Annotated in this window: 8 protein-coding genes and 1 pseudogene; 5 read left to right on the top strand and 4 right to left on the bottom strand. The window is 60.0% G+C overall.

The genetic code is table 11. From position 1 onward, the window contains the following. Positions 1–14 precede the first annotated feature (14 nt). The gene (locus tag ACA068_RS02360) at positions 15–1,757 is read right to left on the bottom strand and encodes a potassium/proton antiporter (RefSeq protein ID WP_497307307.1); all 1,743 of its coding nucleotides are present in this window, start codon (positions 1,755–1,757) and stop codon (positions 15–17) included. A gap of 316 nt (positions 1,758–2,073) precedes the next feature. Beyond that, the gene (locus ACA068_RS02365) at positions 2,074–3,699 is read right to left on the bottom strand and encodes a methyl-accepting chemotaxis protein (protein WP_497307309.1); all 1,626 of its coding nucleotides are present in this window, start codon (positions 3,697–3,699) and stop codon (positions 2,074–2,076) included. 275 nt (positions 3,700–3,974) lie between these two features. Here ACA068_RS02365 and ACA068_RS02370 point away from each other — a divergent pair, with 275 nt between their 5' ends. The 4 genes and pseudogenes from ACA068_RS02370 to ACA068_RS02385 all read left to right on the top strand — a co-directional run bounded on the left by ACA068_RS02370 (position 3,975) and on the right by ACA068_RS02385 (position 6,557). Beyond that, entirely contained in the window at positions 3,975–4,205 is a 231-nt protein-coding gene (locus ACA068_RS02370) for a hypothetical protein (protein ID WP_094469479.1), read from the top strand. Next, positions 4,202–4,504: a cell division protein ZapA gene (locus ACA068_RS02375; RefSeq protein ID WP_010464343.1), complete on the top strand. Its 303-nt coding sequence runs from the start codon at positions 4,202–4,204 to the stop codon at positions 4,502–4,504. Before ACA068_RS02370 ends, ACA068_RS02375 begins: the two co-directional genes overlap by 4 nt. Before the next feature lie 145 nt (positions 4,505–4,649). Continuing rightward, a pseudogene (locus ACA068_RS02380) lies at positions 4,650–5,693 on the top strand (HAMP domain-containing protein); the annotation flags it as partial. 132 nt (positions 5,694–5,825) lie between these two features. Beyond that, complete coding sequence (locus ACA068_RS02385) at positions 5,826–6,557, top strand: methyl-accepting chemotaxis protein (protein ID WP_497310527.1); 732 nt, start codon at positions 5,826–5,828, stop codon at positions 6,555–6,557. 132 nt (positions 6,558–6,689) lie between these two features. On the opposite strand, the gene ACA068_RS02390 is transcribed toward ACA068_RS02385, so the two are convergent. Together ACA068_RS02390 and putA are read right to left on the bottom strand one after the other, a co-directional pair. Next, a complete protein-coding gene (locus ACA068_RS02390) occupies positions 6,690–8,492 on the bottom strand; it encodes an acyl-CoA dehydrogenase (RefSeq protein ID WP_497307311.1) in 1,803 nt (600 codons plus the stop codon). Between the two features lie 261 nt (positions 8,493–8,753). Beyond that, positions 8,754–12,704, bottom strand: coding sequence for a trifunctional transcriptional regulator/proline dehydrogenase/L-glutamate gamma-semialdehyde dehydrogenase (gene putA, locus ACA068_RS02395; protein ID WP_497307313.1), 3,951 nt, complete (start codon positions 12,702–12,704; stop codon positions 8,754–8,756). Positions 12,705–13,166: 462 nt separating this feature from the next. Here putA and putP point away from each other — a divergent pair, with 462 nt between their 5' ends. Continuing rightward, complete coding sequence (gene putP, locus ACA068_RS02400) at positions 13,167–14,651, top strand: sodium/proline symporter PutP (protein ID WP_497307314.1); 1,485 nt, start codon at positions 13,167–13,169, stop codon at positions 14,649–14,651. Positions 14,652–14,926: the final 275 nt, after the last annotated feature.

Here is a 14,926-nt window from a genome sequence, read left to right on the forward strand (position 1 = left end):
ACGAAGAATGGAGTTTAGAGGAACAAGCCCGGGCCGGGGCGACTTCCTTCGGGGAATCTGACGCCCACTTTGCCGATCTTGTTCCCCTCCATGACCGCGACGGTCCAGATGGTGTTGTTCCACTCCACCTGGTCGCCGACAACTGGGGCACCACCCACTTTCTGGGCAATGAAATGGCCGAGCGACATGTCCGGGTCGATGCCTTCGACTTTCAACCCGTACAGCGCCGCAACCGCGGCCAGCTGGGCGTCTCCTTCGAGCACGAAGTCGCCGAAGAAGCGCAAATCGAGGCCGCGTTGCGGCGCCTGACTGAAGAGTTTTCCGAGGGCCGCAAGGTTGTGTTCATGGCCGATAACACACAGCAAATCATCGACTTCGAGCACCGTACTACCCGACGGATGGAGCAGTTGCTGGCCACGAAACAGAGCGGCGATACGCGTGCCGTCGGGCATTTTCAGCTCACGAAGGGGCGAACCGATGCACCATTTCTCGGCGCCGAGGCGATAAACGAACAGCTCCCACTCGCTGGTGACATGCACCTCCAGCGCTGCGCGGGAGATCGGCGCCGGCTCCGGCGGAACGGTCACTTTCAAAAGCTTCGCCACCCACGGCAGGCTCGTGCCCTGCACCAGCAGCGACACCAGCACGATAAAGAAGGCGAGGTTGAAGTAGAGCTGGGCATTTGGCAGGCCGGCCATCAGCGGGAACACCGCCAGAATGATCGGGACCGCGCCGCGAAGGCCGACCCAGGAAATAAACGCCTTTTCGCGGCCATGGAACGCCTTGAACGGCAGCAGGCCGACCAGCACCGACAGAGGCCGCGCAAACAGAATCATCCACAGCGCCAGACCCAGAGCGGGCAGGGCGATGGGCAGCAGGTCATGCGGCGTCACCAGCAGCCCCAGCACCAGGAACATGCCGATCTGCGCCAGCCAGGCCATGCCGTCGAGCATGTGCAGAATGCCGTGGCGGCTGCGCACCGGACGATTGCCGATCACCAGGCCGCAGAGATAAACCGCCAGGAAGCCGCTGCCGTGCAGGGCGTTGGTCAGGGCGAAGACGGCCAGGCCGCCGGCAATCACCAGAATCGGGTAGAGGCCGTTGGCGAGGTTGATCCGGTTGACCAATTGCAGCATGACCCAGCCACCGCCGAGGCCGATCACGGCACCGATGCCGAACTCACGCACGAAGTGCCCGAGCAGGCTCCAGTGCAGGCCGGTCTGGCCGCTGGCGAGCATGTCGATCAGCGTGACAGTAAGAAACACCGCCATCGGGTCGTTGCTGCCGGATTCGATTTCGAGGCTGGCGGTGACCCGCTCGTTCAGGCCTTTGCCGCCCAGCAGTGAGAACACCGCTGCGGCGTCGGTGGAGCCGACAATGGCGCCGATCAGCAGGCCCTGAATCATGTTCAGATTGAACAGCCAGGCGGCGACCATGCCGGTCAGCGCGGTGGTTATCAACACCCCGACCGTGGCCAGCGACAACGCCGGCCACAACGCCACGCGAAAGCTGGATACGCGGGTGCGCAAGCCGCCATCGAGCAGGATCACCGCGAGGGCGAGGTTGCCGACCAGATAAGCCGTTGGGTAGTTATCAAAGATAATGCCGCCGCCGTCGACGCCAGCGGCCATGCCCACGGCGAGGATGATCACCAGAATCGGGATGCCGAGGCGCGAGGAAAGTGAGCTCACCAGAATGCTCGCACCTACCAGCAACGCGCCGATCAAGAACAGGCTGTTGATGGTCGTCGCATTCAAAGGCAGTACTCCAGAAAGCTGAAAGGCGGGCACAAACTGACCATGCAGTCTGCGTGCCAGCGATTCTAACCTGTTGAAATGTGATGCTGTCAAAAAGCTTTTGCAGCAGCGACAACGTCACTCGGGTTGAGCTTGATCCCTGTGGCGAGGGGATTTATCCCCGTTGGGCTGCGGAGCGGCCCCCTGCGTTCTTTCAGGCACACACCGCAAACAGATCTTGCGACGGCTTCGCCGCCGAACGGGGATAAATCCCCTCACCACAGATAAATCCCTCAGCCACAGATAAATCGCCTGGCCACAGAGAAGGTGTCGCTGTTTACAGGCTAAACCGCCCAACCATGTTGTTCAGGTCCAGCGCCAATCGCGACAACTCATTGCTCGCCGCACTCGTCTGATTCGCCCCGGTCGCCGATTGCACCGACAAATCACGGATGTTCACCAGATTGCGATCCACTTCACGGGCGACCTGCGCCTGTTCTTCAGCCGCGCTGGCGATTACCAGGTTGCGCTCGTTGATCTCGACAATGGCGCTGTTGATGGTGTCCAGCGAAAGACCTGCACCGCGGGCAATGTTCAAGGTCGACTCAGCACGTTCGGTGCTGTTGCGCATCGAGTCCACCGCGTGTTCGGTGCCGCTCTGGATGCTGCCGATCATGCGTTCGATCTCGCTGGTCGACTGCTGAGTGCGATGCGCCAGTGCACGTACCTCATCCGCCACCACCGCGAAGCCACGTCCGGCTTCACCGGCACGCGCGGCTTCAATGGCTGCGTTCAATGCCAGCAAGTTGGTCTGGTCAGCCAGACCGCGAATCACGTCCAGCACTTTACCGATGTCACGGGACTCGTTGGCCAGGTCGCCAATCAGGGTCGCGGTGCTCTGCACATCGGCGCTCATGCGTTCGATGGCGCTGACGGTTTCCTGCACCAGGTCACGACCGTCGCCGGCCGAGGTGGTGGCGTTCTTCGAGGCTTCGGACGTGCTCACGGCGTTGCGTGCGACCTCTTCCACGGCGCTGGTCATTTCATTGACGGCGGTGGCGGCCTGTTCGATTTCGTTGTTCTGCTGGGTCAGGCCACGAGCGCTTTCGTCGGTGACACTGTTGAGTTCTTCAGCGGCGGACGCCAGTTGCGTGGCTGAGCCGGAAATCCGCTGCAGGGTGTCACGCAGCTTTTCCTGCATCTTCGACATGGCCAGCAGCAAGCGGCCGGCTTCATCTTCGCCATCGACATGAATCGGGCGCGTCAGGTTGCCCTCGGCGATTTCTTCGGCCGCGCTCAAGGCGTTGGCTATCGGCTTGGTAATGCTGTTGGTCAGGAGCCAGGCGAACAGCAGTGTCAGGCCGGTGGCGATCACCAGCAGGGTGACGACCAGGGTGAACGCCGAGGAATACTGATCCGTTGCTTGCTGATTAAGGTCGACCGCCTGTTGGTTGTTGATCAGCATCAGGCGGTTGAGCACGGCGTTGACGGCTTCAGAGTTGTTCAACAGATCGGTGTTGAGCAAGGTGCGCAGTTCTTCCACCTGGTTGTTGCGCGACAGACTCTTCATCCGGTCTTCAAGCTGACGGTACTGGCCAAGCAACTGCACGTATTGGTCGTAAGCCGCACGCTCGTCAGGGCTGCTGATGAATTTTTCATACTCTGTCTGTGCGGCGCGGATCTGCTGGTTGCGCTGGTCGAACAGCTCGATGGTTTTTTGCTGCACGTCGGGTTCGCGGTTGGTCAACAAGCGATAGGACAGAACCCGAAGGCGCAGGGTCAGTTGGGTGAACTCATCCAGCGCTTTGATGCTCGGCACGCTGCTCTCGACGATGTTCTCGCCGGCGCCTCGAATCTTGCTCATCTGGTTCAAGGCAAACACCCCCAAAACCAGCATCAAACCGCCAATCAGGGCGAAACCGAGGAACGCCCGCGGTGCGATATTCATATTACGAAGGGACATGCTGTTTACCAAAGTGAGCGCACCCGTGCGGCGCTGAAGCTGACGTATGAGTGACTTATCGGTCATGCGACTAAAGTCTTGAGTGCCTGCGCGTTTTTGTCGCACAAGGGCCCCGGCGACGAAGTGCAGGAACCAGATCCGCCAATCACAGTCTTTAAAGCTCGCGAGGAAGGCCGTCCGCCAGGAAAATCAAGGCTTTGCGCCTGAATAACCCTGGCATCCATGATGACTTTTCTTTATCGTACGCGCCCTTTGAAAATGCTTGGAAAATCAAAATGTTGGAAGCATCCCTTAGCCAATTGGAACAGCTGGTCAGCGACCTGGTGCAACAGAACCAGACCTTGCTCGCCACCAACCAGACCCTGAGCGCAGAACTGGCCCAGGCCAAGGATGAAAACGAAAGCCTGCAACTGAACCTGATGGAACAGGAAGAGAAACAAGGCGCCACCGCGGCCCGCATCCAGGCCCTGGTTGAGCGCGTCAGCGCCGGCCCGGTCAGCGCATGAATCATGGCGCCGCAGGGGTAAAAGTCGTCTCGATCCTGGGGGAGGACTATTCGATCAAGGCGCCGGCCGGGGAAGAGCAAACCCTGCTGGACGCCGCGATGATGTTGAAAGCTGCCTTGGCCGACACCAAAAGGAAGTACCCGACGCTGATCGGTGACCGACTGCTGGTGCTGGCTGCGATGAATCTGTGTTCCCAGCAGATTGAAATGCAAAAGCAGCACAAGCAGGAACTCGACCGTTACCAAGAGCAAGTCAGCGCCACGGTTGAAGTGATCTCCAAGACGATCAATCAGGCCTGATCGGCTTTGCGCACAACCAAAGAATAGATTGTCGTTTGAGTTGTATACAATCGGCACGGCTGTTGCAGTGTTTCAGCCTCTTATTCTTTGGGGGTGCTCCATGCAGTTCTGGCGACGCAGTATTCAATGGCAGTTAATCCTGAGTATGGGCACTGCCCTGCTGGTCAGTATTCTGATCGTGGTTGGCATTTATACCCTCGTGGTCAACCGCCTCGCCCAGAGCTATCTGGTCGAACAGGCACTGCCGTCGAGCATCGAAGCGATGCGCAACGACATCGAACGAGTCCTCGTCCAACCCCTCACCGCCGCCAAGGACATCGCCAGCAACAGCATGGTGCGCGACTGGCTGGCCGAGGGTGAAAACGGTGCTCAAACCGCCGCGTTCGTCGAGTATCTGGAAGGTATCCGCGCCGAACACAAGGCCTTCACCGCGCTGATCGTCGGCACGGCTTCAAACCATTACTTCACTGAAAAAGGCCTGGACCGGACCCTCAGCCGTTCCAATCCCAAAGACGCCTGGTTCTACGCATTCCTCGACAGCAACCAGCCGCGCACCCTCAATATCGACAATGACACCGCGACCGGAGAGTTGGCGCTGTTCATCGACCTCAAGGTCGAGCAGGCCGGTAAAGTCGTGGGTGTTGCCGGGCTTGGGTTAAGCATGAAAGAGCTGTCGGAACTGATCCACAACTTCAACTTCGGTGAGCGCGGCAAGGTCTATCTCGTGCGTTCCGACGGTTTGATCCAGGTTCACCCTGAGGCGCAATTCAGCGGCAAGCGCACCTTGGCCGAGCAAATCGGCTCGCCCGCTGCGCAAGCGGTCATGGGTCAACTTTCTAGCTCAAAAGCATCTGCCACCCACAGCAGCTTTGTCCGCGATGGCGAAGATTATCTGGCGTTAAGCCTGCCGTTACGGGATCTGGGCTGGACCCTGGTGGCCGAAGTGCCGCAGTCGCAGATCTACGCCGAAGCCCGTCGCGCCATGTGGATGAGCAGCGGAATTGGTTTGGCGGTGGCGCTGGTGTGTCTGTTACTGGTGGTGTTGCTGGCCCGTGGGCTGGTGCGGCCGATCCGTCAGGTAACAGCCGCGCTGGTAGCCATCGGTAGCGGTGGGGGAGATTTGACCCATCGGTTAGATTCCAGTCGCGCCGATGAGCTGGGTGACCTGGCGCGCGGCTTCAATCGATTCCTCGACAGCCAGCGCGAAATGATCGGCGAGGTGCTGACCACCAGCGAGCGTTTGCGCACGGCGGTCAGCCAAGTGGCGAAGGTCGTGGACAACACCGCCGAACGCTCCGGTCGTCAGCAGGAAATGACCGATATGGTCGCCACCGCCGTCCACGAAATGGGCCTGACCGTGCAGGAAATCGCCCAGAACGCGGGTAACGCCGCCGTCGCTTCGCAGAGCGCCCGGGATGAAGCGATGCAGGCGCGGGAAGTGGTCGGTGGTTCGATCCGGCATATCGAAAGCATGTCCGACGAAATCGGCATCGCCGCCAGTGCCGTTGGCGAATTGGCCGAACAGGTCGCATCCATCGATCAGGTGCTGGCAGTGATTCGCGGGATCTCCGAACAGACCAATTTACTGGCACTGAACGCGGCCATCGAAGCCGCGCGGGCCGGCGACATGGGGCGTGGGTTTGCGGTAGTGGCGGATGAAGTGCGCACGTTGGCGCGGCGCACCCAGACGTCGACCGACGAGATCCAGCAGATGATCGGCAGCCTCAAGCAGGGCGCGGAGAATGCGGTTGCATCCATGCATTCCGGGCAGGCAGCGACGGGCACCGGCGTCGAGTCGAGCCAGCGCACCGGCGCATCGTTGACGGCGATTACCGGACAGGTCGAGCGCATCAGCGACATGAACCATCAGGTGGCGACGGCCACGGAAGAACAGTCGGCGGTGACGGAAGAGATCAACCGCAATGTGCAGGGGATTTCCGATTTGGCCCGGGCGACGGCTGGCGAAGTGAGAGCGTGCCGGGAGGACTGCCAGACATTGCAGCGGTTGGCGGATGACTTGGCGCGGCAAGTGGGTGGGTTCAAGTTGAGTTGATGAGTTGTCTGTGCGGGCGCCTTCGCGAGCAAGCCCGCTCCCACATTTGATCCGCGATGCATCAGACAACGCGGTCAACTGTGGGAGCGGGCTTGCTCGCGAATGGATGTCAGCAGCACCACAAGGCTCTAGTTAGAACCACTCATCCTGCATCGTCAAACACACATCATCCCGAGCCTCGAGAATCGCCAGCTCATGGTGGCAACCCGGCACTTCCCATGTCAGGAAATACCGCGCCGCCTGCAACTTGCCCTTATAGAAGCTCACATCCGCCGCGTGCCCTTTGGCCAACCCTTCCTCGGCGCGAATAGCCTGTTCCAGCCAGCGCCAGCCAATCACCGTGTGCCCGAATACTTTCAGGTACAGCGCCGAATTCGCCAGGCTGCTGTTGACCTTGCCTTGGCCCAGGTCCGTCAGCAAGCCGATGGTCACCGTTTGCAGGCGCGCCACCAGTTTCTCCAGCGGTTCACGCAGGGCGGTCAACGACTCATGCGCCTGCGACCGTTCGGCGGTGTTGGCAATCAAGCGGATCAACTGCTTGAGTCCCGCGCCACCGTTCTGCGCCAGTTTGCGCCCCAGCAAATCCAGCGACTGAATCCCGTGGGTGCCTTCGTGGATCGGGTTCAAACGGTTGTCGCGGTAATACTGCTCCACCGGGTATTCGCGGGTGTAACCGTGACCACCGAGAATCTGGATCGCCAGTTCGTTGGCCTTCAGGCAAAACTCCGAAGGCCAGGATTTGACGATGGGAGTCAGCAAATCCAGCAGCTCATGGGCCTGTTTGCGCTCGGCCTCAGTCTCAAGGGTCGTGGTGTCGTCAAACAACCGTGCCGCGTACAGCCCTAAGTCGAACGAGCCTTCGACGTAGGCTTTCTGGGTCAACAACATGCGTTTGACGTCGGCGTGCTGAATGATCGGCACCGGCGCGGTGTTCGGGTCCTTGCTGTCCGGCACGCGACCTTGCGGACGTTCGCGGGCGTATTCCAGGGAATACAGATACCCGGCGTAACCGAGCATCACCGCGCCCATGCCGACGCCGATCCGCGCCTCGTTCATCATCTGGAACATGTAGCTCAAACCGTGGTGCGGCTTGCCCACCAGGTAGCCGACGCACTCACCGTTATCGCCGAAGTTCAGCGCGGTGGACGTGGTGCCGCGCCAGCCCATCTTGTGGAACAGGCCCGCCAGCAAGACGTCATTGCGCTTGCCGAGGCTGCCGTCATCGTTGACCAGGAACTTGGGCACGATAAACAGCGAAATGCCCTTCACCCCGGCCGGCGCATCCGGCAGCTTGGCCAGCACCATGTGCACGATGTTCTCCGACAGCGGGTGATCGCCGCCGGAGATGAAAATCTTGTTGCCCTTCAGGCGATAAGTGCCGTCGGGCGCTGGCTCGGCGCGGGTGCGAATATCCGACAGCGATGAGCCGGCATGCGGTTCGGTCAAGGCCATGGTGCCGAAGAAGCGACCGTCGATCATCGGTTGCAGGAAGCGTTGTTTCTGCTCATCGGTGCCGAAACTTTCGATCAGGTTCGCCGCGCCCATGGTCAGGAACGGGTACGAGGTCGACGCCGCGTTGGCCGACTGGAAGTGTGCGAAGCAGGCCTGGGACAACAGCGTAGGCAGTTGCATGCCGCCAGCGTCAAAACTGCGCGCGGCGTTGAGGAAACCCGCTTCGAGAAACGCATCCACCGCCGGTTTCACTTCCGGAATCAGAATCGCCTGACCGTTCTCGTAGCGCGGCTCGTTTTCATCGCCCTTGCGGTTGTGCGGGGCGAAGAACTTCTCGGCGATGTTGCGGGCAGTGCCGATGGCGGCATCGAAGGTCTCGCGATTATGCTCGGCGAAACGCTCACGCTGGGTCAGGCCTTCGGCATCGAGGACTTCGTACAGCTCGAAAGCCAGATTGCGGGAACTGAGCAACGTCTCGGACATGGCGGCCTACCTTTTTTTGGAATGGACCGAGTCTAGGCGTGGGGATAGAGGCTGAACAGGATGATTGATGAGCGTGATGGTAGATCAGAGCACCGACCTACCAGACACCCCAAAACAACTGTGGGAGCGGGCTTGCTCGCGAAGGCGGCGTACCAGTCAATGTAGATGTCGACTGACACTCCGCCTTCGCGAGCAAGCCCGCTCCCACAAGGGGTTTTGCATTCCAGGCAATCATTGCTGTACGCCTGGTTTTGAAGCTGTTTAGCCGATAGTCATCAAGCTGGCATTACCACCCGCCGCAGCGGTGTTGACGCTCAACGCCCGCTCAATCACCAGGCGCTCCAGCGCAATGCTGGTCTCGCCTTGCGACAAGCCATGAACCCCAACAATCGCTCCGGCACGCTTGGCCACTTGCTGGCACACCGCACGCAGCTGGTCGGAATGGCCATGATGCAGGACCGCATCAAACACCACTTCGTCCTTGTTCCAGTCGGCAACCAGTTTGATCTTCGCCTGAACTTCCTTCGGCAGACGTGCGAACACAGCCTTGGTCAATTCAGCTTCCGGCCATACCGCCGACCCGCCGACAGCCAATACCGCCGCCAGTTGAGTCAGCAGGTCGCCTTCGACTTCCGCCAGGCACAGCACGTGTTCACGCGGCAGGATGGCGTAGCTGTTGCGCTCGCCGGTCGGGCCCGCCAGGACACGGGTGATACCGCTTTGCGATTGCGCCGCGAACTGCCCACACAGGGCGCTCAAGTCGCTGAACTTATTGCTGTCGGCCCAGGCTTTCAGGGCGTTCAGCGGTTTGCTCATGGCATCACGCAGACGAACGTCCGGTGCAACGACTGCGTCACCGCGAGCGAAGGATTGTTCGATCGCACCGGTAGGACGCGTCGACAGCAGACGGTACAGGTACAACGGACCACCTGCTTTCGGACCAGTACCCGACAGGCCTTCGCCACCGAACGGCTGCACGCCGACCACTGCACCCACGATGTTGCGGTTCACGTAGACGTTACCGGCGTTGACGTTATCGATCACCTTGGCGATGGTCTCGTCGATCCGGGTGTGCACACCCAGCGTCAGGCCGTAGCCGGAAGCGTTGATCTGACCGATCAGCTGATCGATGTCTTTGCGCTTGTAGCGAACCACGTGCAGCACCGGGCCGAAGATCTCCCGTTGCAGTTCGTCGAAGCTTTCCAGCTCGATCAGCGTCGGCATCACGAAGGTGCCGCGTTTGACTTCTTCGCTGTTGGCGATCGCCACCTGATACACGCTGCGACCTTTGTCGCGCATCGCCTGGATGTGCTTTTCGATGCCCGCCTTGGCTTCGGCGTCGATCACCGGGCCGATGTCCACGGACAGGCGCTCAGGGTTGCCGAGACGGCATTCAGCCATGGCGCCCTTGAGCATTTCGATGACACGGTCAGCGGAATCTTCCTGCAAGCATAGTACGCGCAGGGCCGAGCAACGTTGGCCGGCGCTGTCGAAGGCCGACGATACGACGTCGATCACGACTTGTTCAGTCAACGCCGAGGAGTCGACGATCATTGCGTTCTGGCCACCGGTTTCGGCGATCAGCGGAATCGGACGGCCCTGAGCATCCAGGCGACCGGCGACGTTGCGTTGCAGTAAACGAGCGACTTCGGTGGAGCCGGTGAACATCACGCCTTTGACCCGATCGTCGCCGACCAGACGGGCGCCGACGGTTTCGCCACGGCCCGGCAGCAGTTGCAGCACGCCTTCCGGAATCCCGGCTTCGAGCAGCAAACGCACGGCTTGAGCCGCTACCAGCGGGGTTTGTTCCGCAGGCTTGGCCAATACCGGGTTACCGGCGGCCAGTGCTGCGGCAACCTGGCCGCTGAAAATGGCCAGCGGGAAGTTCCAAGGGCTGATGCAAACCACCGGACCCAATGGGCGGTGGGCGTCGTTGGTGAAATCGTTGCGTGCCTGCACTGCGTAATAACGCAGGAAGTCCACGGCTTCACGCACTTCGGCGATGGCGTTGGCGAAGGTCTTGCCAGCTTCGCGAGCCAGCAGGCCCATCAGCGGCTGGATCTCGCCTTCCATCAAGTCAGCGGCACGTTCCAGAATCGCAGCGCGTTCGGTGGGCGGGGTGGCCTGCCAGATCGGTGCAGCGTTCAGTGCGCACTGGATCGCGTTGTCGACGTCTTCGACGGTCGCTTCCTGCACATGGCCGACCACGTCACGCAGATCCGACGGGTTGAGAACTGGCGCAGGGGTTTCAGTGCTGGAGGCGCAACCGAGCATCGGTGCGGCTTTCCAGTGGTTGTGAGCGGTGGCCAGCAAAGCACAGGACAGCGAAGCCAAACGATGTTCGTTGGCCATGTCGATGCCGCTGGAGTTGGCGCGCTCGGCACCATAAAGATCACGCGGCAGCGGGATACGCGGGTGCGGCAGGCCGAAGCCGCCTTCCAGCGTCGCCATCTGCTCGATGTTGGCCACTGGATCGGCGACCAGGGCCTGAATCGAGATCGACTGATCGGCGATCTGGTTGACGAATGAGGTGTTCGCGCCGTTTTCCAGCAGACGACGTACCAGGTACGCCAATAGTGTTTCGTGAGTACCGACCGGAGCGTACACGCGGCACGGACGATTCAGTTTTCCTTCAGAAACTTTGCCTACAACCTGTTCGTACAACGGTTCACCCATGCCGTGCAGGCACTGGAACTCGTACTGACCCGGGTAATAGTTCTGACCGGCGATGTGGTAAATGGCCGACAGGGTGTGGGCGTTGTGCGTGGCGAACTGCGGGTAGATGACTTCTGGTACCGACAGCAGTTTGCGTGCGCAAGCGATGTAGGAAACGTCGGTGTACACCTTGCGGGTGTAGACCGGATAGCCTTCCAGGCCTTCGACCTGGGCGCGCTTGATTTCGCTGTCCCAGTACGCGCCTTTTACCAGGCGGATCATCAGGCGATGACGGCTGCGACGAGCCAGATCGATCACATAGTCGATCACATATGGGCAACGTTTCTGGTAAGCCTGGATTACGAAACCGATGCCGTTCCAGCCGGTCAGTTGCGGCTCGAAGCACAGGCGTTCCAGCAGATCCAGTGACAGTTCGAGGCGGTCGGCTTCTTCGGCGTCGATGTTCAGGCCGATATCGTATTGCTTGGCCAGCAGGGTCAGCGACAGCAGGCGCGGGTACAGCTCCTCCATCACGCGCTCGTACTGCGCACGGCTGTAACGCGGGTGCAGTGCCGAGAGCTTGATCGAAATGCCCGGGCCTTCATAAATCCCACGACCGTGGGAGGCTTTGCCGATCGAGTGGATGGCTTGTTCATACGAAGCCAGGTATTTCTGGGCGTCGTGCTCGGTGAGTGCGGCTTCACCCAGCATGTCGTAGGAATAGCGGAAACCTTTGGCTTCGAACTTACTGGCGTTGGCCAAGGCTTCGGCGATGGTTTCGCCAGTCACGAACTGCTCGCCCATCAGGCGCATGGCCATGTCGACGCCCTTGCGGATCATCGGCTCGCCGCTCTTGCCGATGATGCGGCTCAGCGACGAAGTCAAACCTGCTTCGTTATGCGTGGCGACCAGTTTGCCGGTCAGCAGCAGGCCCCAAGTGGCGGCGTTGACGAACAGCGACGGGCTGTTGCCCAAGTGCGGGTGCCAGTTGCCGGTGCTGATCTTGTCGCGGATCAGCGCGTCACGGGTGCCTTTGTCCGGGATGCGCAGCAGCGCTTCGGCGAGGCACATCAGCGCTACGCCTTCCTGGGACGACAGGGAAAATTCCTGCAACAGCCCCTGAACAATACCGGCACGGCCGCCGGCGCTTTTCTGATTGCGCAGTTTCTCGGCAATCGAGGAGGCGAGCTTGTTGGTGGCTTCTGCCATCGCCGCAGGCAGGCGCGCCTGTTCGATCAGCATCGGCACCACTTCAGGTTCCGGGCGACGGTAGGCGGCGGTGATCGAGGCGCGCAGTACCGATTGCGGCAGGATGCTTTCGGCGAACTCGAGGAAGCACTGGTGGGCGTGATCCAGAGGCGCATCGACGGCTTCGTCGGAATCCTTGGTCAAACCGCTCAGCTCGGTCAGGGTTGCACCACCCTCGAGTTTTTCCAGGTAATTGAAAATTGCCTGCTTGATCAGCCAGTGCGGCGTGCGATCAATCGAGGTCGCGGCAGCCTTGAGGCGCTCGCGGGTAGGGTCGTCAAGTTTGACCCCAAGGGTGGTGGTAGCCATATTTTTATCCTCATGTTTGCCACGACCGCGTGGCATCAGCTGGCGGCAAGATTAGCTGCGCAACCGTCGAGGTGCAACCGGGTGCAACCCTTTTTTTGTCGGAAAAATCAGCAGTTCGTCAGGAATTAAATTCCGGTACGAGCGTACCGCTCCTGCTTGGTGCTTTTGCTTCTAGTAAATCGTCAAGACTGCGCTAAAAGGGAGCAAAAACAGGGCTTTTTCAGATAAATCCGACTAGGTGCAACTTATTCTCGCGAAACTGGTTGCACCTTATTTACTTTGTTGAATAGCATTCGCGCCCAAGGTGCAACCGGTCATAAAAGACAGGTGTACCGGCTGATGGCTTTCCTGGGGAAACATCAGTCATAAATGCGCGGGATCTGAAATCGTCTGTCAAACGTCGTCGTTTGCGCGCGGTTCACCAGCCGCCGCTACATAAAAACAAAGCCAGGGCGTAACTTAATGAGCGTTAGCAATCCAACACTGATCACCTTCGTGATCTACATCGCAGCAATGGTACTGATCGGCTTCATGGCCTATCGCTCCACCAACAACCTTTCTGACTACATTCTGGGCGGTCGCAGCCTGGGCAGCGTCGTGACTGCATTGTCCGCCGGTGCTTCGGACATGAGCGGCTGGTTGTTGATGGGCCTGCCGGGCGCCATCTACATGTCCGGTCTGTCCGAAAGCTGGATCGCCATCGGCCTGATCATCGGTGCTTACCTGAACTGGCTGTTCGTCGCCGGCCGTCTGCGCGTGCAGACCGAGCACAACGGCGATGCACTGACCCTGCCGGATTACTTCTCCAGCCGTTTCGAAGATAAAAGCGGCCTTCTGCGGATCATCTCTGCCGTCGTGATCCTGGTGTTCTTCACCATCTACTGCGCCTCCGGTATCGTGGCCGGCGCCCGTCTGTTCGAAAGCACCTTCGGCATGTCCTACGAGACCGCGCTGTGGGCCGGTGCTGCGGCGACGATTGCCTACACCTTCGTTGGCGGTTTCCTGGCAGTGAGCTGGACGGACACCGTACAAGCCACGCTGATGATCTTCGCCCTGTTGCTGACGCCGATCATCGTGCTGCTGGCCACCGGCGGCGTCGATACCACGTTCCTGGCCATCGAAGCGCAAGATCCAAGCAATTTCGACATGCTGAAAAATACCACCTTCATCGGCATCATCTCGCTGATGGGCTGGGGCCTGGGCTACTTCGGCCAGCCGCACATCCTCGCGCGTTTCATGGCGGCGGATTCGGTCAAGTCGATCGCTAACGCTCGCCGCATCTCCATGGCCTGGATGATCCTGTGCCTGGGCGGCACCGTCGCGGTAGGTTTCTTCGGCATCGCTTACTTCTCCGCGCACCCTGAAGTCGCTGGTCCTGTGGCTGAAAACCCAGAGCGCGTATTCATCGAACTGGCCAAAATCCTCTTCAACCCATGGGTTGCCGGTGTACTGCTGTCGGCCATTCTGGCTGCCGTCATGAGCACCCTTAGCTGCCAGTTGCTGGTGTGCTCGAGCGCCCTGACCGAAGACTTCTACAAAACCTTCCTGCGTAAAACCGCTTCCCAGGTGGAACTGGTCTGGGTCGGCCGCGCCATGGTGCTGCTGGTTGCCCTGATCGCCATCGCGTTGGCCGCTAACCCGGAAAACCGCGTACTGGGTCTGGTCAGCTACGCCTGGGCCGGTTTCGGTGCTGCATTCGGTCCGGTTGTCCTGATCTCCGTGATCTGGAAAGACATGACCCGTAATGGCGCACTGGCCGGTATCCTGGTCGGCGCGATCACTGTGATCGTGTGGAAACACTTCGAACTGCTGGGCCTGTACGAAATCATCCCGGGCTTCATCTTCGCCAGCCTGGCCATCTACATCGTCAGCAAACTGGGCACGCCGACTCACGGCATGCTTCAGCGCTTCGCCGCTGCCGAGGCTGATTTCCGCCTGAACAAGTGATGGGGATGAGCTAAGGCTCTGACCTTTCGCCGAACATCAAAACGGCCCGCTTCCTTTGGAGGCGGGCCGTTTTTTTGGTTTGCAGGAAAGGTTTGGTGTCAGTGTTGCCGTCTTCGCGGGCAAGCCTCGCTCCTACAGTTTTGCGGCGAATCGCAAATCCTGTAGGAGCGAGGCTTGCCCGCGAAGAGGCCATCAGCAGCAGCACACTACTTTTGCAGGAAATGTCTGTAGCCAAACATCCCAACTTTTGAAGGACAAATCCCTAAAAAAGTAGG

It is taken from the genome of Pseudomonas sp. LBUM1660, assembly GCF_059695935.1.